Below are 23,811 nucleotides of genomic sequence, written 5' to 3' on the forward strand. Positions count from 1 at the left end.
GGCTAAGTTTTTACTAAAAATAGCAAAAATATTCCTATTCATAGAAATTGAAAGATTTATTCAACAGTCTTTAATATACTCCTTTATATCTACCCTTGATTTTAAACATGTAGCACATCATAGTTATTCATATAACTTAATTTATATATTTAAAGTCTACTATCAACTCTCTACAACAAGAAAAATAAACTATAAGTTACTATAACTTAGAAGTAAAACTTATAATAAAAAACGAGTCTTCTTCAGAAACCAAGCTTTATTTAATTCTTTGAATTAAGAGATATATTTTATAACTACAATATAAAAACTATTTCGATCAGGATTAAATACATTTCATTAAGCTTTAAATATTCCAATGCCCATCACTACTATCAGGAACACAAATGGCTCTTGTATAATAGTTTGTATATCTAACCTTACCTACACGACCACTATCTTTTATATTATTTTCATACAATACAGAGGAACTCATATAAACTAACGAATTTTCAGAATCTCCATTTTCATCTGAAAGAATCAATCCTCCTCTAAGTGGATAGCTCACACCATCATAAGTCGAATATGTAATCTGCTTCCCAGAATTAATGTTAATAGCATCTTTTATGAAGCTATATCCTCCGGGACACTTAAAGGTAATACTATCACCACTCGATGTAACAATAAGATCACTTTCTAAAAGGACTTTATCATTATATACTAAACCATAGCCTGTCGGAGCTGAATATATAAAAGGAGCTTTTGATAATTGTGATTCAAATTCATAGTTTATAACATTAGATGAATGAGAAACAACCCCATCTGAATCCTCTGCTATTGCATATATGTTATAACTTGTACCTGCCATAGCAAAATTAACTACTACACTATTTCCAGCTGTAATTGCCAAAAGGTTACCTACATCATCATAGATCTTATAAGTATAAACACCTGTACCACCCGTTGATCCACTTGTTATATCCACGGTACAACTCAAACGATCACAAGCTCCTTTAACTATAGTTGGAGATGTTACAATATCATTACAAAAACTACGATAGTAATCAGCATTTTTCCCTTCATATATTGTTCCTATATCTTTCCACTCACCACTTGTAACTGGATTAACACCCTTACTCTCCAACATTGCTCTATAAAAATTAGAGCCTGAAATAACAATATCTCCTGCTTTATATGTCACATTAACATTCCAGTCATAGATACCATCTATATCCCAAGCTCCAGATTCATAAGGAGTCTGTCCCTCTGAAACCCAACTATTATTAACAAAGACCATTCCATCAAAGAGAACTCTTGTAATACTACTGCCATAAGTAACATTTTCAACATATGGAATTACCCATTCAAGTGATGGAATAAATAATCTCCATGCGCTTGAATTATTTGAAGGAGAAGATGTAGTAGAATATTGGGCTGTAAATAGTAAATTATTTTCATAACACATATCTCCCAGTTCATAAGCTTGACCATTTATACACTGTTTATATACATTAGTATTTATTTGAGGATACTCTCCTGTACATCTTAAATACTGTAAATCTTCTGAATTATTAACATCTAAATCTAACCTATATGGAAATTTTATACCGTAATCAATATACAATGAAGCACTCTTACTATCATATTGACCACCTATTAATGACCAATTAGTAGCATCCAAACTTGGATCATTTGAACCTTGATTATCTCTAATTGCTTCATAAAATTGATTATTGAATATAACTATATCATTTCTATTATAGAAAACTCTATCATCAAAATTATAAATTCCATTAATTTCCCAGCCAGAGTTTTGATCATACGGTGATAAGGTTTGATCCATCTGTGTATTTATAAATAGTCTACCATCATATACGACCTGATCACCTACCTGATATATTACTCCATCAGTAAATGGAGAAACCCAGTCTAACGTAGGATAATAAACATCCCACACTGTAGGATCTTGGAATGGTAAAGTATTTACTGTAGTTTTTCGCTTTTTAAGAGCTTGAAATAAAATACCATTCTCAGAGCATATAGATCCCTCCTGATAACTGCCATTCTCAATACACTTATTATAACCTTGAGGATTAGGATATATTGCAAACAACTGTGTAGCAACATCAGTAGCTTTGTTAAGAGCTTCACATTTTAAATTTGAAAAATTTTGCTCAAATTCTTGCAAAGATGTTTGTATTACACAACCCTCATTAGTATCTGGATTAAATACTCCTATTGATAAATTCCAAAGCCCATCTATTAACTCCCATCCTTGGGATAAACTCAATGTACCTGATTCAAAACCAGATAGTTTAAGTGGTGATGACTCTTCATTATTTTTATTAGTAAAAACAAGCTCTTGATTATTACTATCTACTTTTAAACTCCCAATATAACCAACTTCTTTATCTGTAAGGTCTTGGTTACCATTCAGCTGAATACCTGAAAGTTCATTAAAATCAATAGCTGGTATATTTAAAGAGATTACTGACTTATCTATACCACTATCTAAACTTGGTTGTGTGGTGCTAGGAACTTTTATAACAATATTTTTTTCACTATTATCTAAACCCATTGTTACATAATAATCTCTAGTTCTCATAGTATAGCCGCTCTCAGGCATCATAAAAGAAATCGAACCGCTAGAAGAATCACTATTCGTGATCTTAACAGAGTATTGAATATTATTGAACGTTTTTACTTCTGGTACTCCAGAGCCAGAAGGTATCGTATTTTGATTATAAAAAAACTGCGATCCAGAAACGATGCTACCTTTAAAAACTTGTTGAATATGTATCTTTTTTTCCAAGATTTGGTTTTGAGATTTCTGTATAAAGAAGTTTGAACGAACTAAGGCAAAAAGTAAGAAGCCCATTACAACAAAAACTATTGCTACTGAAATAGCAAAAACTAAAGCAACTCCACTATTATAATTTCTTCTTTTAAGATTCATATCATATTCTCTAATTAACTTAATCACTTATTCCATTGAAGGATAAAACAACTTCTTGATCTTGGCCATCTAACTTATAATCAATTTTTATTCCACGTATCTCACGATACCATGACCTTTTATTTGTCTGAGAGGTTACTGCTTGCCATTGCTGATTCTGACCTGACATTTTATAACTTATATGTAGATCACTAACTCCTTTAAGCAGTGCTTGCTCAGTTTCATTTGTACTATTACTATAAGATCTTTGGAATAGTTCAAACTCTGGATTACCATTATTATCTACTTGACCAGTATTTCTAATATAAATTACCTTTATAGTGTATCCCGTATACAGAGTTGATCCAACAGGGTAGCTTTGTCCAATCGGAGTTTCTAAGTTAAACGTTGTACTACCACTATCAATATTAACATGTACGGAACTTGTTTCTAAAAGACTCTGATTAGTATCATCTGTAAGCATCATATATTGATTAGATCCTGCATATACTTTATCAAAAGTTATACTCTGATCACTAGAACTAACAGCCTTTTCAAGTACTATCGGAAAGTCAATAGTTTGCACAACTAATACATCTGTACCTTGTTGCGCATCTGATGGGAAGTTAGAGCTTGCAACCAATGGTACAGGTTGCGCATAGATCAACGGATAATCAAAAGGGTTGATTACTGGTGTCGAACCTATTGCATTATTTCTTTTTTTTAAAATAGAATAAGTAGCATTACCTGTAATATAAGCATTATCAACTAAGTTTGTGAAAATAGCTCTTGATTCGACACTCTTTTTATAAAAATCAAGGTTTACAACAGAAGAGTTAAAACTAAGCCTAGCTTGATAAAAAGTATCAACAACTAAAAATGATACTATTATCATTATAGTAACACTAACTAGTACTTCTACTAAAGATACACCTTTCTGTTTTTTCAATAAAAACATAAAACCAAATATTTATTTACCACACACTCTTTAAATTCTATAATATAGAGTACTAGTTTCAAGATATTTTATATAAAAAAATTTACAACATAATTATAAATAATGCTTAATACATACAGATTTAATAATACCTTAATTACTCTTATTTTTTTATAGATCACAAGAGCTAACGTATTTATCTAGATGGTTATATTTAATAACACTTTTTAGGCGTTTTTGATATTCTTGGCCTTCTAAAGATGAATATTCACCCAAAGTATTTATTAAATCATCAACATTACCTTTCTGCATGTTCATTGATGCCCTGACCTGTCTAAACTTAACAAACTTACCACCTGTATTTAATTTATAGTAATAAGCCAACACACTATCTCCAACATCATTAAATACTTCGACCTGAGCATCAGATTCCTTCGCCTTTACTCCACAATTATCTTCGAAGCAATGTAGTCCAAAATAATTATTATATTTAGCTGCAAATCTAGAAGTTCCCCAACCTGTCTCTAAGATTGCCTGAGCAATAACTAAACTTTCAGGAGCTATATTAACTCGAATCATCAAATCATTTAATTGCTGTTTTAAAGATTGATTATCCGAAATCTTATAAAAGTTTGTATACTTTTTAACTATTTCTGACTGTTGTTGATTTAAACTTTTTTTATTATCTAAGACTTTTTGTAAATCTAAGATATTTTTTCTTTCACTACAAATCTCATTATTTGCTTCCTTAACTTCCTTTGACATAAAATCAATAAAAATCTTTTTCTTCTGTGCGACATCTTTAATATTTGCAAAATCAGGTTTTTGGTTATCTAACTTAACAGGGCTTGTTGCCAAATGGTATTTATTTGAGTTAGCAAAACCAAAACTATAGATAAACAACACAAGTAAAATACAATACTTTTTATATCCTTTAAAAAATAACATATATTAAATCCTTAAATTAATATAATACATTGTTAACATTATGATACATAATGTCTCTAAAGTAGAGGCTTTTTGATAATGATTTTCAGTTTGGTAAAATAAAACCGAACTAAAAGTATCAAAACAATGGATATGTATTAAATTAAAATTTATCTAAATTACCTTTAATTTATATGAAAATTAAAGCATTATTTTTTAGCTAAAAAGTTGTTTCATTAATAAAAACAACCATCTATAATTTTTCAAAAAAGTGGAAAAACATATTTTAAATATGAAAGATAATAATGGCTTAGAGGATTTTTATAACTTAGAAAAAAAACTCTTTGAAGCTACTGAAAAGCAAAGATCTAGAGAGTTTCATGAAAGAAAAAAAGGCTTCACAAATAGTCCTTCCTCATCTTCTCACAAGAGTATTATAAGTAAAGAAAAACTAGCACTTATAGTAATAGTCTTCATATTAGGTATTTTTGCACTCCCTATGGCACAAGCATATCTAATTAGATCGAAAATATCTGTAGCAATACAGGAGACTCAGGAACTTCAACAGCGTATTGCTGACAGCATAATATTTAAAAGTCCCAACCCTACTACCAATAACTTACCTGAACATACATCTATTGATCAAAAATCACATCAAATAAAAATAGATATTGGTGAATCAGGCAAACAGTTAGTAAGTGGAATGGGGTATATTTATCTAAAACCTACTGTAGTTGAAGACAAAGATATTGTAAAATGGACATGTAACGTACAGGGCACGGGAATTCATGAAGATTACCTTCCGGATAACTGTAGACTATCAAAAAAGATTAAATAATTAACATCTTAAAGAGCGAATTGTAAAAAATGTTTCTTAAAAATATATTTAAATTAAATAAATCTATTATTTTATGCATATTGCTAGTAACACCAGGTATCTTACTAGCATTTGTAAATATTAATTTTATCCCTACTGAAAATGGTATGGAAAACCTCATAGTTAAAGAAAAGTCTCCAAAAGAGTTAGAACTAGAATTAACTTATATTGAGGATAACCAAATTAAGCCTAAAGAATCAAACCCGCCTACTATAACTACAAGCTTTGACATAAGTCGTGTTATTGTGATCCCAATATCCCTTAAAAATACCCAAATTACCGATAAAATAATTGTTATTCCAACTGAAAAAGCTACTTCTGGTGAAGAGTTTTCAACTATTTATGTAATGGATGCAAATTTGCAAAACTCAAAGGATACCTCAGTTACTCCTAGAACAATGAAGATAGCACCTGTTGTTATTAAAAATAATAATGGAATTTTCTTAATATGCGCTTCTCATAACAATGTAGATAAAGATGTGCTAGTAATCTATAAAGTAGATACTGATAATAATTCAGTATCTCAAATACTCTCTTCTGATAATTATCAAGATATAAAAAAGATAATACCTCTAGACAAAAATACAATAGCGATAATAGAGCAAAAACCAGATTCAAAAATAGATGCTCATATTTATAGTATTTCAGAGCAAAAAACTATAGAAACTTATACTTCTCTAAACACTGACTCAAATTTAAGAATTGAATATGACCCATCAAAGTTTCAGACTAAAATAGTTTCAGATTTAGATGATAAAACTATAACTGATGCTCCATCTCCATATGGAATAGTCAAAGCCTATTAAAGCTCTATCCCGTACAAACACCACTATTAGGAGTACTTCCAATAGTTACATTACCTCTAGAATTAATCTCCATCTCTGAATATGCCTCAGCTCCTTCACACAATGTTAGAGTTGCTGTATTGTTATTAGCTCTACCTCTACCCTCTATTTGAATAGAAGTTGCTCCAGAATTATCTAAACTAGCATAATAATTACCTGAATTAGGAGACTCTACTGCTCCTAACAAAGTATTGTCACTAGAAAGTGCTACTATAAAATCTCCTCTCCATAAAGTATTATTAAGACAAGTAGCTCTATCATCTGATGAACATAATGTAACTGTCTCATTATTTTGTAATGCTGTTATTCTAGCGGTCTTTATCAAATTCTCTACTAGAGATGTTTGACTTTCTTGAGAGTAGCCTCCTGATCTTATATAACTTGTCGCTGCAACAGCAAGTATTACAAATATTGTTATTACTACCAACATCTCCACAAGAGAATAACCTCTAAAACTCTTCATAAACATGTACTCTATCTCGTATATAATTAAATAAGTCTTTGATGGATTATACCAAAGTTAGCATAAATACCTAACTTTTGTTTTAAAAGCTTACATTTTTGAGAGTTACAATTATTATCCAATATTTCAATATCATCGTCACAATCATCTTTTATATAGCAATTTAAACCTTTTTCTATAACATAAAAATTACTCTTGCCATCTCTATAAAGTTGGAGGTTTTTTTTCTTACTTTTCTTTGGACTATAAGAATTTTTTATTACTCCTCCCCACAAAATTTTATAATTATGATTACTATCATCTTCTGGTATTATTGTCAGCTCTACTGACTTATCTTTACCTGCTATATAGTCAATATACTCTTTAGCTCTTATCTTAACTGATATATTTACACTCACTTGAAGAATATTTTTAGATACTTCATCTGTATCAAAATCAACTTTAGCACCAGGCATTTCAACTGTTTCTATTTCAGTATTTTTACCTACAACATAAAATACAAGCTTATTTTCCTTTAAAGAAGTATCTTCAGAGCATGTAAATTTAAGCCTATCATCTAAACGATCTCTCTCAAAGCCTAAAAAACTACAATCTGCTGTATACCCTATTTTAAATATCAGTAATAAATATATTAAAAATATAGTTATTTTTTTTAGCATTAGACACCTTTTATATGGAAATTTTATTTAATTGTCTATTTTGAAAATCATCTATATAGAGATGGTCTTTAGTAACAATAAACTTTAAACCATATCTAACAATAATATTTTGTATTTTCTCATCAGGGTAAACAACTGGTTTTACACTAGTTATAACATCCGTATTTTTTGTATATTTATATTGCAAATAATGATCATCATCATAAGTTAAAATATAGTAATCATAAACATCTTTTTTAACTACTATAGGCTTATTAAAAACTTTCTCATTTAATACCATTATTCGTCTTTTGACTTTATAAGAGTTATCAACATCATATACAATCATTTTTCTACCTACAAAGATATACAGAGGACTTTGAGAAAGCATATAAGATGGATCTAGGGCAATTACATAGATATTATCGCTATCAGTTTCTTTAAAGCCATTGATGCCATCTTCTATGGATGTTGAATAAGTATTTTGTAAGTAATCATAACTTAAGTTTTCAACAACAACCGATAAATTATCATTATTCCCAGGACGAGTTTCTAGAACAACTAAACTTGGTTCTGAATTATCTCTTTGATAATACCACGAGATCGCAGCAATATTTGATAGTGAATTTGAAATACCAATTGGAGTTTCAAGATCTAACGCAGCTTTATTAAGATTGTTAACAAGGTTATTAAGACTTGTTCTAAATATATACAAATGATCTTTGTCATATAAAGCCATCATCATTTGCCAACGACCATTCTCAAGATTCCAACCAATTTTAATTTTATAATTTCTAGCTAAATCTAAACTCTTTAGATCTATGACCTCTGCTTGATTATTCACTGAAATCAAAAACCAGTCATATTCTTTCTTTATAAAACCAACAAATCCTACTTCACTATCTTTAACTTGAGAGTTTTTATCTAAATGATAAAACTTTTCTGAATTATCCATTCTACTAATATCAATATAGGGTACATTGATAGGAACTATTGATGAATTATAATTTATCATCGAACGTTCTGGTAAAGCCTTATAAATAATATCTTTAGTTACCTCAAGCTTATCTTTATAAGTCAGCTTATGAATTATATTACTACTTATTGCTGAAGGTTGGCCATGGTATAGCTCAGAATCAACATCTTTATTAGAAAAAAGTGCTTGTCTCGTTTTCAAAGTATTTTCAAAAATATAATTACCTAGACTATTCTTACCAATTTTTATAGAACCTTTGTCAACAATCTGCTGAATATACTGTTGCTCTACTGTATCTATTGTCTCTTGTCGTATTAGACTTTTTACACTAACTAAATTATATCTAAAAATATAAGCTAGACTTGAAATCGTTACTAAAACGACAAAACTAAATATCATTACCGATACCAATGAAGAACCTTTTAGCTTAACCACATGGCTTAATGTATTATTTTTCATGGTAATAAAATTATTTTTTCAAAGTTTTTTTCTTTAACCTTAAATGATATTCTTATCGCTTTTGCTTTTATATCATCCAAGTCTATGTTTTTATTTATACTCTTCCAGTAAAGATGATGCCTATTTAAGATAGAATAATTTATCTTTAAGTCTGAGACTCCATCTATAATGGGATATGAAACTCCTTTATTTGAGCCATTTTTAGTATATAAATATAATGAATAAACTAACTTTTGCGAATCATTCTGGTCATAATTAGCAGCTATGTAAAATATTTGTATACTATATTTACCTACATAATCTCCTTTATAGTATTCACCTAGGGGTGCAACCGTTAAACCAATCTCATTATACCTTTTATTTACGCTAGCAACCTTAACTATATTAATATAATTATCATTACATAAAGCAAGATAATTATTTTTCTCTAATTGCTCAGTAGAACTTAAATATAAATTTAAATTTTTCGGCTCTGAAATTAAATTAGAAAAAGTATCTTCATTTTTTATCATTATATAGTCAGTACCTGCTTGATATAAACTTCCAGGTTGCTTTCCTAAAGAATCTTGTAAAAAGCTACTTATCGATGATATTTTACCTATTCTAATTGGCGAGCTATCATACATAAAGCTAAAATTGTTTGTATTTTCACCAGTTCTATTTATATATTTTTGATTCTTAAATCCATATTTACAAGAAAACCCCGCATTTGTTATAGCATCATAAAATATTTTTTTTACTGATAATTGTTTAATATCCAAATCTGTTTTTTGTTTGGTATTTTCATATGTTTTTTTAGAGGATAAATATATGTTCATAGCCATAGTTATAGCTATTATAGATATTGTAACTGCTACTAATAGCTCTACTAGTGTTACACCTTTATTTAAGTTTTTTTTACTTATATATTCTTGCATAGTTCTAAACTTGAATATTAACTGGATTTATTATTTGTTATATTTAATCACCTCTTTCGAAACTGTGATTCTAGATTTTTCATTAGTTCCAACAAATTTTACCAAACTAGAACTTGATGCTTTTGACTTAAAAAAATCATTACCCTCAATTGAACCCTTATTAAAGCTCCCTGTAAGAATATAGTAGTTTATTTTCTTATCTAGTTCTTCAGTTAGCTGAACTCTTTTTTCAGATGCAACTGATGTCATTATAGTTGAGTTTATTACCAAGAATGAAGAAGTTACGATAAATAGTCCTATAAATGATGAGATTAAACTCTCTATTAAAGATAGTCCTTGCTGTCTCTTCATAACTAAGAGATTTACCATTACCACTTAATCTTATTTAAATAAAACTTTTGGAATATATTAACATATTTTTATTTTAAAACTAAATATAAGGATAATTATTTATTTTTAGTCTTGCTTTAACTCCAATAGAATTTCTTTTATAATTTTTTTCTCAACTCTATAAATTTTAATTAAAAATTTAGGCTGATCCCAAATACTATCTTTATTAAGATTGTTTCCTATAACATGTTTTAATAAATCTAAAACTGTATCTGCTGGATATTCAGAAAGATCTATACCTACCAACCTTTCTATTGCATATACAGGAGCATCCGCTTTTATTAGAAATCTATTAGCTGCTAAGGTCAACCATGGCTCTTTAACAAAGTGGAATTCATCTGACATTCTACCTATTAAGATAGTCAATAAATTGTCTAATGTTATAAAACCTACCAAACTACGATTCTTATAAACTAATGCAAAATGAGGCTTTCCTTGTTGAAATTTTCTCAATACATCTATTAACTGGTCATGATGTGAAACTTTAAGTATTGGTCGTAATTCTTCTTTTTTAGTTTCATCACCTAATGCACATAAAATATCTTTAGTATGAACGACTCCAATAATATTTGCGCTTTTAGATTTATAAACAGGATATCTTGTATATAAATGTTTTTTGACAACATCAAGCTTTTCTTTACTTGATAGATCATAATTAATAGAGACCATTTCATCTATTGGCCTCATAGCATCTATAGCCTGCAAATTAGAGAATTCAACTATTCTTAGTAATATATCTCTATAATCTTCAGCCATAGGCTCTTTAAAGCGACTACTTTTAAGTATGAGCTTTATTTCTTCGGTAGTATAGCCATATTCTGCATCAGAGACAGAATCTAATCTAAAGACCTTAAGAAGCTTATTTGCCGTTTCATTAAGAATCCATATAAATGGCAACATTACCCAGTAAAATGCATAAAGAGGAACACAAGTAAGTAATGACAACCTTTCAGTCTGTCTTATAGCCATAGACTTTGGCATCAACTCACCAATAACTATATGTAAAAAAGATATTATTATGAAACCTATAGCAAATGCCACAAACTTGGTAATTTCTACCGATACAATTCCCAGATATAAAAATAATGGCTCTAATAGCTCAGAAAAAGCAGGTTCCCCAACCCAACCTAATCCTAAAGATGCTAATGTGATTCCTAATTGACAAGCAGAAAGATATACATCAAGATTACTATGTACTTTATATAGGATTTTTCCTCTTAAACCTTTATTTTGTTTTAAAATCTTTGCTTGTGAGTGTCTCAGCTTTACTAAAGAAAACTCAGCAACTACAAAAAAAGCATTTAGTAATACAAATCCAAAAGCTACTACTAAATAGAATAAATTATCATATTCAATCATATTATAAATTTTATTATCTTGCTTTACCTAGTATAGCAACACATAAGATTGTGTTCAAAAATAATAATATACTTGGTAACATACACAAGAAATACATATGGAAGTTTGCTTGAGGATAAAATTTAATGATCGAGTAAATAGCTATTGCTAAACCAAATACCGAAAAGCTTAACTTACCAAAATTATCATAAATAATTTGAGGCCAACCCTCAACCTTATCAAAAACTTTACTTGTAGGCTTCCATCCTTGAGGTTTATTTAAATAATAGTTTATTTCAGCTTTTATGCCACACCAAAACACAAAAGATGAAAGCATAAACATCGATACATATATTTGTGTTATCTTACTTAAGACATTACCCTTAATATCTCCATACCAATAGTACCAAAAGCTTAAAATAAAAAGTGGTACAAGAGTGATATTTACAATTAAAACAAACTGTGGATCGCCTTTAGGAAAAAGAACTAAAAGTAAAGCAAATATAGGAAATCCTGAAGCAACTACTTTAAAAAGAAGATATAGCATATCAAGTTTTACTCTAAAATGTAGATTTGGCGATCTTATTATTTTTGACATATGTTTATGCATAACTTGCATACCACCAAAAGACCATCTTAACCACATTTTCTCAAACTCTTTTAAAGATGTTGGAACCCACTCACCAGTTTTAAGAAAAACTGGCTTACTTGTAAAACCTGCCTCGTAACATCTAAACCCTGCCGCAATATCTTCAGTCACCATAACTTGCGATTTATAGTACTCTTCCCACTTAGATATTGCATTTAATGCTTTTATATTCCAGATACCATTATGTCCTTGATAATTACAGTATCCATATTTACCAACAAACTCATTAAAATATCTAATTGTATTTTGGAATATACTCGCAACTTTTGTTACTAAATTAGTACTATAATTAGTACTTTCTATAAGAAAACTTATAAATCCTAATTTTGAATCTTTTTTAAATTCAGATAAACCCACCTTAAGAGCATTTGAAGGTAGCGTAGAATCTGCATCTAGAAATAATACATAATCAAAGCTAATATTCTCCATAGCTATATCTAAATTACGTGGTTTAAAACCTTCTGTACCATCTCTATGAATAAATTTACAGGCAATCCCATCACGCATATTTTTTTGCTCAACATACTCACGCCATTTGATAAAATCTTTATTATCTAAATCACTATTATCTACTATTACTATTTCCTTTTTCTGTGCTGGATAATCTAAATCATATGCTGAATCAAAAGTCATTTTACACACATCAAAAGGCTCATTTCGTGTTGAAATTACTATAGAACAATTAAGATCGGATGCTTCTGGAAAAGTTTTAGTTTTTCTTGATTGATATAAGCTATCTATAAAGCAATGTATACTCAGTATTATTCTATACCCCAACAAAAAAAACGTTGGCAAAAGAATAACTAAAATCACCACAGATATAAATGGGTGGGAGTTATAATCAGCCCCTAAAAAAGTTCTAGTTACATAAGCAACAAAACCAAAGCTTAATAAAGCGTATATAATACCTATAAATTTAAACTGGTCTTTTTTTGAAGATATAAATAGATATAATAAAAATAAGAAAAGTAAAGATAGTAAAATCATTGCTGCCATAAAACGTCCTGCAAACGAAACACTATATAATAATAGAATTATTATTATGAAGCTTAATGTTCGTTTCATCTAAAAATCATAAAACTAAATGATAAGAATTCTACTGTAAAACAACCTAAGTAACAATATTATAATTCAACTTTATAATGCTTGCTTATATTTGTTATACTCAAGCTGTATTGATTCTTCTGGTTTTGGTGTCAATAAACTAGCAATGATTATTGCAAGACAACTAAAGATAAAGCCTGGTACCATTACATATATTTTAAACCAGCCTCCTAGATTCCCAAATAAAGGACCCCATCCTAAAACAACTATCGCTCCCACAAGAATACCTGCAATCGCACCAAATTTATTCATACGAGACCAAAATAGAGAAAATATAACAACGGCACCAAAAGAACTTCCTAGACCAGCCCAAGCATATCCTACTAAACTTAAAATAGTAGATTTAGGGTTTAAAGAAATACATATAGCGACTATTGTTACAATAAGAACTATTAAACGACTCACATTTAGTTGCTCACGGTGTGACGCATTTTTTCTTATAAATTTAGCATAAACATCAACAGAAAAAGCACTTGATAATGATAGTAATTGAGCCGAAATTGTACTCATTACTGCAGAAAGTACCGCTGCTAATAATACACCTTCAACCCATGGATTAAAAAATGCTGCAGATAATTTCAAGAATACAGATTCAGGATTTATTTTATCAGCATGATAATATGCTGCTCCAAGAATACCTGTACATGCTGCTCCAATAAGAGCTACAATCATCCAAGTCATACATATTGCCATAGCCTTATGTGTTTTATTTGGATCTTTTATTGCCATAAACCTCACAATAATATGAGGCTGACCAAAATATCCTAAGCCCCAAGCCAATAATGATACAATAGTAATTAAAGGAACTCCTGAAGTCACATCATAAAACCCTTTAATATCAATATTTGATAAAATATCTGTAGATCCTGAGCTATTAAAATATACAACAATAGGTACTAGCAATAATGCGAAAAGCATTAATGAACCTTGAAAAAAGTCAATCCATGATATAGCTAAAAAGCCGCCTACACATGTATAAACAAATATTATAACAGCTGTAAGAAGTAAAGCACTATGATATGAAATACCGAACATAGAACTAAATAAAACACCTCCTGAAACAAAACCAGCGCCAATGTAAACTGTAAAAAATATGACCAACACAATTGCTGTTAATGACCTAACTTTACCAGAATTATCATGAAACCTATTTTCAAAATAAGCAGGAATAGTAATAGAATCTTTAGCAATCTCTGTATATACTCTTAGTCTTTTTGCAATAACTCCCCAGTTAATAAAAGCTCCTATACTTAGACCTAAAGGCAACCAAATCTGGTTAAACCCAGAAGCCATAAACGCCCCAGGAAGAGCTAATAACAACCATGATCCCATATCAGAAGCTCCCGCACCTAATGCAGCAATAGGCGCACTCAAAGAGCGTCCACCAAGCATATAGTCAGAGACTTTTTTTGTTTGGAAATAAGAATACAAACCAATAGCAAAGATAATTGCTATATAAATCACAAAAGTAACCCACAAGATATCTACTCGATACATATTTTAAATCTTATTTTAAAGTTCATTCTAACAATCTACCATTTTAAAAAACGTTTTTAAACCTAGTTTATTAGCATTATTAGCTTTATTGGCAAAATTAACTTAATAAAAAATTATATTTAATAGATGCTATAGTCAAAACTTAAAATAACTTAAGAAAGATATTCATTGTAGATTTTTTTAGGATATATAAGAATTTGTGATATTGATAAGCTTTTAAAAAATATGTCTATATTTAAGACATAAATTTCTCTACGCCATCCTTAAAGTTAAAGCTATGCTCTGCTATAATATGACGTACAGTTTTTGTAGTAGAACGCATAACAACACTATGAGTTACTGCAAAATATCCTCTAAGTGAACTTTTAACTCTTTTAACTCCTTGTAGCATATTTCCATCTGTAACGCCTGTTGCAGCAAATACAATATCTCCAGAGGCTAGATCATCAATATCATATTTTTTATCAAGATCTGTAATACCTAAACGATGAGCCCTTTGAACCTCTTCATCTGAGTGAAAAACTAGCCTTGCTTGCATTTGACCGCCTAGACATTTTAGCGCTGCAGCAGATAAAACCCCCTCAGGAGCACCACCTGTACCTATAAATACATCAATACCTGAACCTTCAGTAGCTGTAGAAATAACACCTGAAACATCACCATCATCTATTAAAATAACTCTAGCACCACATTCACGAGCTTCTTTAACAATATAATCATGTCGAGGTCTATCCATAGTACAAACAACTAATGCTGATACATGAACCCCTTTGAACTTTGCAATTCTTTCTAAATTTTCTGTTACAGAGTCATCTAAATCAACTATTCCTTTAGGTGCGTCAATTCCACCAACTGCTATTTTTTGCATATATACATCAGGAGCATTTAAAAAACCACCTTTATCTGCCATAGCTAAAACAGTAAGAGCATTTGCGCCACCTTTTGATGTGATAGTTGTACCCTCAAGCGGATCTAGAGCAATATCAACCTCACAGCCTCCAGCACCGACTTTTTCACCAATATAAAGCATTGGAGCTTCATCAAGTTCTCCTTCACCTATAACAACAGTTCCATCGATATCAACTTCATTGAGAGCTTTTCTCATTGCATCTACAGCAGCTTGATCTGCAGCGATCTTATCTCCTCTGCCCATTTGACTCCAAGATGCTAATGCCGCTAATTCTGTTACTCTAACTGCCTCAAGAGCTACTTTTCTATTCATTACTCTGGTCCTTTTTGTTTTATAGTTTCTTAACTATAGGGGTTAAAAAGTCTTCTATTACATTCTTTAATTGTATTAATTTACCATGAAAAAAATGCCCAACCTGATCCATCTTTACTAAAGTCAAATCTGATTTTACTTTCTTAAGAATAAAATCAAAAACAGAACTTGGATTAACTGTATCATCATCAATCCCTTGAATAACAAACCAAGGTACATTTGGCTCATCAAATTTAGTAAGATCAAATCTATCAACTGCTGGGGCAATCGTAATTAGTGTTATAACATTATCTAACTTGCTTAAACCTTTATAAGCTATAGCGCCTCCGAATGAAAAACCACATAACAATATCTTTTTTACATCAGTATTATCTGCAATCCACTTACATACAGATAACAAATCATCTAACTCACCATCTCCATCACCATACTCACCTTGACTATCTCCAACACCGCGGTAATTGAATCTGTATGACTGTATAGAATGAGTCTTCATTGCTCGAGAAATTGTTGTTACAACTTTATTGTGCATACTACCTTGATATAAAGGATGTGGATGACAAATTACAGCTGCAACTTGTGGATCAGAATCTTTGACTTTATCATGGGCTACTTCAATCTGCCCGACTTTACCTTGTATAAAAAAAGTGTTCATAACGATTACCAGCTATGACTCAACAGATAGGTCACAGTCCTCTAGTTTTATCAACTTTGTTTTCTTAGTAAATTTATACACAAAGTATAACATTACAAAAGCGAAAAAACCTATATATGTAGAAAAGAATTCAATAATAACACTTGTCCAACTTCTACCCGACATAGTAAGGATATTGACACCTTGACCAACTATCACAATACTTACTAAAGCTAAAGCTATAAGAGGAGCCCAAGGGAAAAATTTTGCTACAAATGGAAGATCTTTTAGATCTTTGCCTTGTTTAACATATGCTCTTCTGAAACGATAATGGCTAAGTGCTATTGTAAACCATGCGATAAATCCAGCTAAACTAGATATATTAACTAACCATGTAAATATTTGACCACTTCCAACAAATGATACAAAAAAGAAAGAACAACCAATCAAACAAGTAACCAATAACGCTATCATTGGTGTTCCTTTTGAGTCAACTGATGCAAATATTTTAGGTGCCTGTTTGATTTTTCCTAAGTGCCATAATACTCTTGTAGCACTATACATGCTTGCATTACATGCTGATAGTATTGCTGTAAGTATTATCACATTCATAATAGTAGCTGCTGAGCTTAGTCCGACATTTTGAAATACTATAGTAAACGGACTAATTGAAACATCATTGTTTGCACCTGCTTTAATTAAAGAAGGATTATTATATGGAATCAAGAAACTAATAATAACAACAGCTAAAATATAAAATATAAATAAACGCCAAAATGTTTGTTTGATTGCTTTTGGTATTGATGAAGTAGGATCCTTTGCCTCTCCTGCTGTCACACCAATAAGCTCGCTACCTTGGAAAGAAAATCCTGCAATCATAAATACAGAGATAAAGCCCCACCAACCATTATGAAATGGTGCATCACCAATACTCCAATTTTCAAATCCTACACTTGAGTGATTACCTACTAGCCCAAGTATAGATAAAAAACCAACTATTATAAAAATGATAACTGTTGAAACTTTTATAAATGACAACCAATACTCTACTTCACCATATACACGTACTGAAAACACATTCAGACAAAAAACTAAAACAAAGAAGAAACCACTCCACAGAAGTATAGAGCTACCAGGGAACCAATACTGCATAATCAAACCTGCAGCAATAACCTCAGTTGCAACAGTAATAGCCCAATTAAACCAATAGCTCCAACCTGTACTAAAACCTAATGCTGGGTCTACATATCTAGTTGCATATTCACAAAATGTACCTGTTACTGGACTATGAGCAGCCATCTCACCTAAACTTGCCATTAAGAAATAGACCATTATCGCTATGATTACATACGCTAAAACTGTGCCACCTGGTCCAGCATCAGCAATAGCACCTCCTAGTGCAACAAATAAACCAGTACCTATACAACCACCTAATGCAATCATTGACATATGGCGACTCTGTAAACTACGCTTAAGTTTTTGGGACATTAATTTTTTTTCTCCAATTTTATAGTTTAAAAAATTTTATATAAAAAAGTAAAACAAGTCTTTTGTCTTAACATTCTTTTATAAAACATAATATTTATTATCTCATTAATGACACATAAATCAATTAACCTTCGAATTCTCATAAAATTTTTAGCACATTCTTTGTAAAAAGATTCTACTAAACTAACCATTGAGATGCTTGTTTTGCTTCACGCACTACTTGCACTTGACCATTTGTATAAGTGATCTCTGCAGGTAGTGTATGACATAAGAAAAAAGGCATACTTTCTGTAAAACCGTATGCTCCTGTTTGAGTAAATGCCAAATAGTTTCCTGGAGCGGTACTCTCAGGTAAAACAATGCTTCCTAAACGATCTATACTTGTACATAGAGGACCATGCAACTCCATAACTGTATGAACCTCTTGGTTAGTTTTTGATATATTTTTTACTGGAAAGGCTTGGTTTGTTATAAATGGACGACTTAAATGTTGACTTCCACCTTCTAAAATTAGCAACTTCTTATCATAAACTTTTTTTCTATCTATCACTTGTGTTACATAAGCACCACACTCACCGACAGCATAGCGACCTAACTCTAGCCAAAAATCAACTTGAGGGTATTTCATTTTCAATTGATTCAAAGCTTCTACAACATCTTCAACTTTCATCTCATTAGTTTGATTGTAGTAAGATATTCCTAGACCTCCACCAAGATCTATAATTTTTAGATCAATTGAAATTTGATCTGCTAACATAACTAAAGTTTCGGTAATGATCTCCCAAAGATGTGCAAGCTTTACTACATCTGTAATATTGCCCCATTGGAAACAATGTAAACCTACCACATCAACATAATCATTTTCTATAGAGTTTTCTTTAAAAAAATTTACCCAGTCTTCGGGTGCTAAACCAAAAGGGGTTACACTATCACCACCAAGAACATTCTTCTCATCAGATCTATCCCAACTAATCTGAACTCGTAACAATGATGTCACTTGAACGTTATATCTCTTAGTTGCTTTTAAAAGATCCTTATACTGTTGGATACTTTCAAGCACAAAGATTCGTACTCCTTTCTCAATAAAATAACAAATCTGTTTATACGATTTTGCTGGTCCTGTATTTAAGATATTTTTAGGGTCTACTCCTTGTTTTAAAACCTGGTCAAGCTCTCCACAACTTGCAACATCAAAAGATATATCTTGTTTAGCTATACTATCAATTATGCTTGATAATGGATTAGCTTTAACAGCATACCAAAGCTTTACTGGTAGTTTTTTTAAACTTATTAACTTATTTTCTAATGCATCTAAATCATAAAAAAAGAAAGGGCTACCTACTTCATCTGCTAGATTAAGTAAGTTATCCCTATGTAATCCCAAAGAAAACATTAACGTAGAGCCTCTTCTAAAGTTAAAGCTTTATCACTTTTATCATCACGATACTTAATAATTACAGGACAATAGGATTGTAAGCCATGAGCTTTTCCCCAAGTTGAGTTTATTGGTCGTGACCCTGGAACAACAATAGCACCATCAGGAATTTTTTCTCCTTTTTCAAGCATTCTTTCGTTAACACTATCATAAACCCTAACACCTCTTGAAAGAGAAACAGATGGTGCAATTACAGATCTTTTACCAACGATAACACCTTCAACAATAATAGCTCCAGCACTAACAAATACATCGTCTTCGATTATTACAGGGTTCATCCCAACAGGCTCAAGAACTCCTCCAATCTGCACTCCCGCTGATAAATGAACATTCTTACCTATTTGAGCACATGATCCAACCAGTGCATTACTATCAACCATTGTCCCCTCATCAACATAAGCCCCAGTATTTATATATGATGGTGGCATTATAATAACAGATGGTGCAACGTAAGCTCCTGCCCTAACAGATGACCCCCCTGGAACCATTCTAACGCCTTCAGACTTACTAAACTTACGTGGTGCTAAGTTATGTTTATCAACAAACCCTTCATAAGCACCTTCATAATCAACATTCACACCTGCTTTAAAGGCTTCTAAAATAGCTTTTTTAACTTCGACATTTACTTGCCAGCTTCCATCGTCTAACTGCTCTGCTGCTCTTATTTGTCCTGATTGAAGCCCATCTAAAGTCTCTTGCCATCCCATAAAACTACTCTCCTATTTTCCTATCCTATAAATTTTATAAATCAGTATAACTCTGTTTAACTAAACTATTAGCCTTTTTTAAATTAGTAATATCAGTTAACTCATCTGCTACAAGCGGTGCTCTTAAAGTATTAGTTTTTATCACCCCATCATATTCAAGCCATACCTTAACTGGTATAGGATTTGCAACCTCAAAACATGCCTTTGTTGCGTGTTTCCATGTTTGACAGTAATCCTTCTGAATAGTTTTACTAACACTTTCTTTAACATAACTTTTAACTTGTCTCGGCCAAATATTTGATATAACCGATATTAAACCAATCGCACCATAATTTGATAACTCAGGAAGCATCCCATCTTCTCCACTATACATTCTTAAATTAGGTGCTGTCTCTGCATATTTGCGAAAATGCTCGCAATCTCCGGATGCCTCTTTAATTGCCCAAGCATTTTTATGATCTTTTATATTTTTTAAAGCTTCATAACTTAAATTAACTCCTGTTCGAGAAGGAACATTATAAAAAACACAAGGTCTCTGTGCTGCATCTAATAATCTTAAAAACCAGTTAGTTTGACCAACTGTACCTGGTTTAGCATAAAGAGGAGTCACTAATAAAAAACAATCTATATTTTGAGTATTACAAAATTCTATCCACTCAACTTGTTGCTCAAGCCTAGAGCCTCCAACCCCGACCATTATTGGTGTATCTAACTCTAATGAGCATGTAAATTTAACCACTTCACATTGTTCTTCAAAACTTAGCGCTAAGGCCTCTCCAGTACTTCCCAAAATTAATATCCCGCAATCAGCATCAGCTTGATATCTTAGTATTCTTTCAAAACTATCATAATCTATCTCACCATTATTAAGCATCGGTGTTACTATTGCCGTATAAAGATCTTTATTAATATTCATTTGCATACTCCTTAGCAACAAGCTCTTCAAATTGAAAAAATCCAAATAAACTAGAATTCTTAATAGCATATTTAGCTGCCCAAATAGCCCCTTGAGCAAAGAGTTTACGATTATGAGCAAAATGTTTTAATTCAATAGTTTCATATTCATAATCTAATTTAACTTTATGTATTCCTTTTACATCACCAAAACGCTCAGATGAAATAGTGCAATCATCAATACCCAACCACTCTTTCCAAGATATAGCTGTACCACTTGGAGCATCTAGTTTTTTAACATGGTGAGTTTCTTTTATTTTGTACCCAATCTGCGGGATTAAATGCTTAATTTTACCCAGTGAAGCTAAAGCTTCTTTAATAAAAACCATAGACAAACTAAAGTTATTAGCAACAATCCATAGCTGTCTACTTGTATTGACCTTTTCAACAATATTTTGAGTATAATTAAAACCTGTTGTACCACAGATCACTGGCACCTGAATTTCCAACAATGTTGGTAATATTTCCATAAGTACACTAGCTGAAACAAAAACAATAACGGCATCTGTATTATTAAGCCTTTCAGCTGTAACAAGATTATTTGAGTCAAAGACTTCATAAACATTTTGCTTGCCTAATAAGTCCAAAACTGCTTGGCCAGTATTACCTTTCCCTACAACCGCAATTTTCATACCGTCACCTCCCTTTCAAAAAATTGATTATAAATTTTTTGCATAACTTGAGATGATTCACTTTGATCAACAAGCAAACACATATTATGTCCACTTGCTCCATGACTAAGTAAACGTATATTGTGATCAGATAATCCAGAAAATAATCTTGAACTAATATTTTTAGTCTGATGGATATTATTGCCAACAACCGCGACTAAAGATAAGTTCTTATCTACTTTTATTTCAACATCTCCAATCTCATTCAACTCTTCTAACAAACTTGGTGTTAGTATAGTATTTCCTATTGATTGGCTTCCCACATGATCTAAAGTTAGGGCAATACTCACCTCACTAGTAGTTACCAAATCAATACTTACCTTGTGATTAGCTAAGACTTGAAAAACTTTAGCTAAAAATCCTTGAGTATGAACCATATCGTAGCTTTTTATAGTTACTAAAATCTGGTTTTTACGTTCTGCAACAGCTCTTACAATGGGTAATTGTTGCTCCGAATCTTTTGTAATCCAAGTTCCGGGATTATTAGGATTAAAAGTTGAACCGATAAATACATTTATATTGTTTCTTATCGCTGGCCATAAAGTACTAGGATGTAAGACTTTAGCTCCAAAAGTCGCTAACTCAGCTGCCTCATTATAAGACATCTTTTCTATTGGGGCTGCATTTGGTATCGTTCTAGGATCTGCTTGATAAATACCAGGAACATCTGTCCAAATTAATAGATCTCTAGCATCTATAGCCTCAGCAATTAAAGCTGCTGAATAATCACTACCTCCTCGACCCAAAGTTGTTGTTAATCCTTGAGAGTCTTGGCCAATAAAACCTTCTGTCACAATAATACTATCGTTGATTAAAGGTACTAATTTATCTTGTACATTTAATCGAATCACTTTTGTCAAAGGTTTTGCCTGACCATAATTACTATCAGTTTTAATAACCTCAGTTGCTCTTAGATATCTAGCATTAATGCCTGACTGGATCAAAAGTTGAGTCATTATTGTTGCTGATATTAACTCTCCAAAAGATAATATTTCATCCGAAAGCTGAGGAGTTTTTAACCTTAGAGATAGTTTTGTAAGAAACTCTAGATCTTTCAAAACCTCTTTTATCCTTACAGAAGTCTCTAGATCTTGAATATGTTCTAATATAGGATGGATTATATTTTCTATTTCATTAATCGTTTGCTGTATAGATTTCTCACTATTACAGTGTGTTACAAGCTTTACTAAAAGATTAGTAACTCCTGATTGAGCACTCACAACAATTACTTTAATTGCAGGTGTATTTCTTATGATTTCAATACATTTTTCTATTGATTCGATATTGGCAACACTTGTACCGCCAAATTTAGCTACATTTATTTGATCTTCCACAAAGCTCTCCATGTTTACATTAACGTGGAGAAAACTGAGACTTTGCAAAATAATGCCAAGACCAGAAGCGCCCCACGTTTAAGTTCAACGTGACAGTCCTGCTACCTTTCAGTATCAGACCCAAGAATATAGCTCATAACATCTATATTCTTTCGGCACAATCTCTAAAAATCTAATCATCATTAAGCGTTATGGCCTTCAGATTAGCATTATAGACTATGCACCTCTTCTTTAATTACTAGTAATAAAAACTTACTATTTTTTGAGTCTAACATATAAAATAAAAACCTGTCAAACACTATTTAGTATTTTATTGTTAGTATTTATTTTTACTTAAGGATAGATAGGTTGGTTATAACAAATAAAAGACTGTTGAATTAATATCCCAAATTGTTAGATATATTTTGTAAAATACAGATGTTACAGATATTAGTATTT

The 23,811-nt window shown here is 31.1% G+C and carries 21 protein-coding genes and 1 riboswitch; of the genes, 2 read left to right on the top strand and 19 right to left on the bottom strand.

What is annotated here, in order from left to right; all coding sequences use genetic code 11:
- Window positions 1-343: 343 nt before the first annotated feature.
- The 3 genes from R8535_RS07995 to R8535_RS08005 form a co-directional block, all read right to left on the bottom strand.
- Complete coding sequence (locus R8535_RS07995) at window positions 344-2,932, bottom strand: hypothetical protein (RefSeq protein ID WP_329498201.1); 2,589 nt, start codon at window positions 2,930-2,932, stop codon at window positions 344-346.
- 19 nt (window positions 2,933-2,951) lie between these two features.
- A complete protein-coding gene (locus R8535_RS08000) occupies window positions 2,952-3,869 on the bottom strand; it encodes a prepilin-type N-terminal cleavage/methylation domain-containing protein (protein ID WP_329498200.1) in 918 nt (305 codons plus the stop codon).
- Between the two features lie 150 nt (window positions 3,870-4,019).
- Window positions 4,020-4,796, bottom strand: a complete 777-nt coding sequence (locus R8535_RS08005; RefSeq protein WP_329498198.1) for a glucosaminidase domain-containing protein — start codon at window positions 4,794-4,796, stop codon at window positions 4,020-4,022.
- A gap of 271 nt (window positions 4,797-5,067) precedes the next feature.
- Between R8535_RS08005 and R8535_RS08010 the strand changes: the two genes are divergently transcribed.
- Window positions 5,068-5,613 carry a pilin gene (locus R8535_RS08010; protein WP_329498196.1) on the top strand — a complete coding sequence of 182 codons (546 nt, stop codon included), beginning with the start codon at window positions 5,068-5,070 and terminating at the stop codon, window positions 5,611-5,613.
- 29 nt (window positions 5,614-5,642) lie between these two features.
- Complete coding sequence (locus R8535_RS08015; RefSeq protein WP_329498194.1) at window positions 5,643-6,458, top strand: hypothetical protein; 816 nt, start codon at window positions 5,643-5,645, stop codon at window positions 6,456-6,458.
- A 4-nt stretch (window positions 6,459-6,462) separates the two neighbouring features.
- Here R8535_RS08015 and R8535_RS08020 read toward each other — a convergent pair whose 3' ends face one another.
- From R8535_RS08020 to lysC, 16 genes are all read right to left on the bottom strand, one after another.
- Window positions 6,463-6,960 (bottom strand): GspH/FimT family pseudopilin, encoded by a 498-nt coding sequence (locus R8535_RS08020; protein WP_329498192.1) that lies wholly within the window; start codon window positions 6,958-6,960, stop codon window positions 6,463-6,465.
- Window positions 6,961-6,986: 26 nt separating this feature from the next.
- Window positions 6,987-7,619: a hypothetical protein gene (locus R8535_RS08025; RefSeq protein ID WP_329498190.1), complete on the bottom strand. Its 633-nt coding sequence runs from the start codon at window positions 7,617-7,619 to the stop codon at window positions 6,987-6,989.
- 10 nt (window positions 7,620-7,629) lie between these two features.
- The gene (locus R8535_RS08030) at window positions 7,630-9,033 is read right to left on the bottom strand and encodes a hypothetical protein (protein ID WP_329498188.1); all 1,404 of its coding nucleotides are present in this window, start codon (window positions 9,031-9,033) and stop codon (window positions 7,630-7,632) included.
- Entirely contained in the window at window positions 9,030-9,950 is a 921-nt protein-coding gene (locus R8535_RS08035; RefSeq protein ID WP_329498186.1) for a PilW family protein, read from the bottom strand. The genes R8535_RS08030 and R8535_RS08035 overlap by 4 nt, the downstream gene beginning before the upstream one ends.
- Window positions 9,951-9,980: 30 nt before the next feature.
- Window positions 9,981-10,301, bottom strand: coding sequence for a PulJ/GspJ family protein (locus R8535_RS08040; protein WP_329498184.1), 321 nt, complete (start codon window positions 10,299-10,301; stop codon window positions 9,981-9,983).
- Window positions 10,302-10,406: 105 nt separating this feature from the next.
- Window positions 10,407-11,699 carry a hemolysin family protein gene (locus R8535_RS08045; RefSeq protein WP_329498182.1) on the bottom strand — a complete coding sequence of 431 codons (1,293 nt, stop codon included), beginning with the start codon at window positions 11,697-11,699 and terminating at the stop codon, window positions 10,407-10,409.
- A gap of 13 nt (window positions 11,700-11,712) precedes the next feature.
- A complete protein-coding gene (locus R8535_RS08050; RefSeq protein ID WP_329498180.1) occupies window positions 11,713-13,392 on the bottom strand; it encodes a glycosyltransferase family 2 protein in 1,680 nt (559 codons plus the stop codon).
- 72 nt (window positions 13,393-13,464) lie between these two features.
- Window positions 13,465-14,928, bottom strand: a complete 1,464-nt coding sequence (gene putP, locus R8535_RS08055; RefSeq protein WP_329498178.1) for a sodium/proline symporter PutP — start codon at window positions 14,926-14,928, stop codon at window positions 13,465-13,467.
- Between the two features lie 235 nt (window positions 14,929-15,163).
- On the bottom strand, window positions 15,164-16,150 hold the full coding sequence (glpX, locus tag R8535_RS08060) for a class II fructose-bisphosphatase (RefSeq protein ID WP_329498176.1): 987 nt from the start codon (window positions 16,148-16,150) through the stop codon (window positions 15,164-15,166).
- A 19-nt stretch (window positions 16,151-16,169) separates the two neighbouring features.
- Entirely contained in the window at window positions 16,170-16,805 is a 636-nt protein-coding gene (locus R8535_RS08065; RefSeq protein WP_329498174.1) for an alpha/beta hydrolase, read from the bottom strand.
- Between the two features lie 12 nt (window positions 16,806-16,817).
- On the bottom strand, window positions 16,818-18,272 hold the full coding sequence (locus R8535_RS08070; protein ID WP_329498172.1) for an amino acid permease: 1,455 nt from the start codon (window positions 18,270-18,272) through the stop codon (window positions 16,818-16,820).
- 178 nt (window positions 18,273-18,450) lie between these two features.
- Complete coding sequence (locus tag R8535_RS08075; protein WP_329498170.1) at window positions 18,451-19,665, bottom strand: PLP-dependent decarboxylase; 1,215 nt, start codon at window positions 19,663-19,665, stop codon at window positions 18,451-18,453.
- Window positions 19,665-20,414: a 2,3,4,5-tetrahydropyridine-2,6-dicarboxylate N-succinyltransferase gene (locus R8535_RS08080; RefSeq protein ID WP_192577236.1), complete on the bottom strand. Its 750-nt coding sequence runs from the start codon at window positions 20,412-20,414 to the stop codon at window positions 19,665-19,667. Before R8535_RS08080 ends, R8535_RS08075 begins: the two co-directional genes overlap by 1 nt.
- 34 nt (window positions 20,415-20,448) lie before the next feature.
- On the bottom strand, window positions 20,449-21,330 hold the full coding sequence (gene dapA, locus R8535_RS08085) for a 4-hydroxy-tetrahydrodipicolinate synthase (protein WP_329498167.1): 882 nt from the start codon (window positions 21,328-21,330) through the stop codon (window positions 20,449-20,451).
- Entirely contained in the window at window positions 21,320-22,000 is a 681-nt protein-coding gene (locus R8535_RS08090) for a dihydrodipicolinate reductase C-terminal domain-containing protein (RefSeq protein ID WP_329498165.1), read from the bottom strand. The genes dapA and R8535_RS08090 overlap by 11 nt, the downstream gene beginning before the upstream one ends.
- Window positions 21,997-23,373 carry a lysine-sensitive aspartokinase 3 gene (gene lysC, locus R8535_RS08095; RefSeq protein WP_329498163.1) on the bottom strand — a complete coding sequence of 459 codons (1,377 nt, stop codon included), beginning with the start codon at window positions 23,371-23,373 and terminating at the stop codon, window positions 21,997-21,999. Before lysC ends, R8535_RS08090 begins: the two co-directional genes overlap by 4 nt.
- Before the next feature lie 57 nt (window positions 23,374-23,430).
- Window positions 23,431-23,610, bottom strand: a riboswitch (Lysine riboswitch).
- Between the last annotated feature and the right edge of the window lie 201 nt (window positions 23,611-23,811).

The sequence above is a fragment of the Francisella sp. 19S2-4 genome (assembly GCF_036281795.1).
GTDB lineage: Bacteria > Pseudomonadota > Gammaproteobacteria > Francisellales > Francisellaceae > Francisella.

What these genes read in the sequence shown, in the direction of transcription:
- R8535_RS08045 (WP_329498182.1), bottom strand. Translation starts at nt 11,699, where the DNA reads ATGATTGAATATGATAATTTATTCTATTTAGTAGTAGCTTTTGGATTT.
- R8535_RS08000 (WP_329498200.1), bottom strand. Translation starts at nt 3,869, where the DNA reads ATGTTTTTATTGAAAAAACAGAAAGGTGTATCTTTAGTAGAAGTACTA.
- putP (WP_329498178.1), bottom strand. Translation starts at nt 14,928, where the DNA reads ATGTATCGAGTAGATATCTTGTGGGTTACTTTTGTGATTTATATAGCA.
- R8535_RS08035 (WP_329498186.1), bottom strand. Translation starts at nt 9,950, where the DNA reads ATGCAAGAATATATAAGTAAAAAAAACTTAAATAAAGGTGTAACACTA.
- R8535_RS08075 (WP_329498170.1), bottom strand. Translation starts at nt 19,665, where the DNA reads ATGTTTTCTTTGGGATTACATAGGGATAACTTACTTAATCTAGCAGAT.
- R8535_RS08040 (WP_329498184.1), bottom strand. Translation starts at nt 10,301, where the DNA reads ATGAAGAGACAGCAAGGACTATCTTTAATAGAGAGTTTAATCTCATCA.
- glpX (WP_329498176.1), bottom strand. Translation starts at nt 16,150, where the DNA reads ATGAATAGAAAAGTAGCTCTTGAGGCAGTTAGAGTAACAGAATTAGCG.
- R8535_RS08080 (WP_192577236.1), bottom strand. Translation starts at nt 20,414, where the DNA reads ATGGGATGGCAAGAGACTTTAGATGGGCTTCAATCAGGACAAATAAGA.
- R8535_RS08020 (WP_329498192.1), bottom strand. Translation starts at nt 6,960, where the DNA reads ATGAAGAGTTTTAGAGGTTATTCTCTTGTGGAGATGTTGGTAGTAATA.
- R8535_RS08090 (WP_329498165.1), bottom strand. Translation starts at nt 22,000, where the DNA reads ATGAAAATTGCGGTTGTAGGGAAAGGTAATACTGGCCAAGCAGTTTTG.
- dapA (WP_329498167.1), bottom strand. Translation starts at nt 21,330, where the DNA reads ATGAATATTAATAAAGATCTTTATACGGCAATAGTAACACCGATGCTT.
- R8535_RS08010 (WP_329498196.1), top strand. Translation starts at nt 5,068, where the DNA reads ATGAAAGATAATAATGGCTTAGAGGATTTTTATAACTTAGAAAAAAAA.
- R8535_RS08005 (WP_329498198.1), bottom strand. Translation starts at nt 4,796, where the DNA reads ATGTTATTTTTTAAAGGATATAAAAAGTATTGTATTTTACTTGTGTTG.
- R8535_RS08025 (WP_329498190.1), bottom strand. Translation starts at nt 7,619, where the DNA reads ATGCTAAAAAAAATAACTATATTTTTAATATATTTATTACTGATATTT.
- R8535_RS08065 (WP_329498174.1), bottom strand. Translation starts at nt 16,805, where the DNA reads ATGAACACTTTTTTTATACAAGGTAAAGTCGGGCAGATTGAAGTAGCC.
- R8535_RS08030 (WP_329498188.1), bottom strand. Translation starts at nt 9,033, where the DNA reads ATGAAAAATAATACATTAAGCCATGTGGTTAAGCTAAAAGGTTCTTCA.
- R8535_RS08070 (WP_329498172.1), bottom strand. Translation starts at nt 18,272, where the DNA reads ATGTCCCAAAAACTTAAGCGTAGTTTACAGAGTCGCCATATGTCAATG.
- R8535_RS08015 (WP_329498194.1), top strand. Translation starts at nt 5,643, where the DNA reads ATGTTTCTTAAAAATATATTTAAATTAAATAAATCTATTATTTTATGC.
- R8535_RS08050 (WP_329498180.1), bottom strand. Translation starts at nt 13,392, where the DNA reads ATGAAACGAACATTAAGCTTCATAATAATAATTCTATTATTATATAGT.
- R8535_RS07995 (WP_329498201.1), bottom strand. Translation starts at nt 2,932, where the DNA reads ATGAATCTTAAAAGAAGAAATTATAATAGTGGAGTTGCTTTAGTTTTT.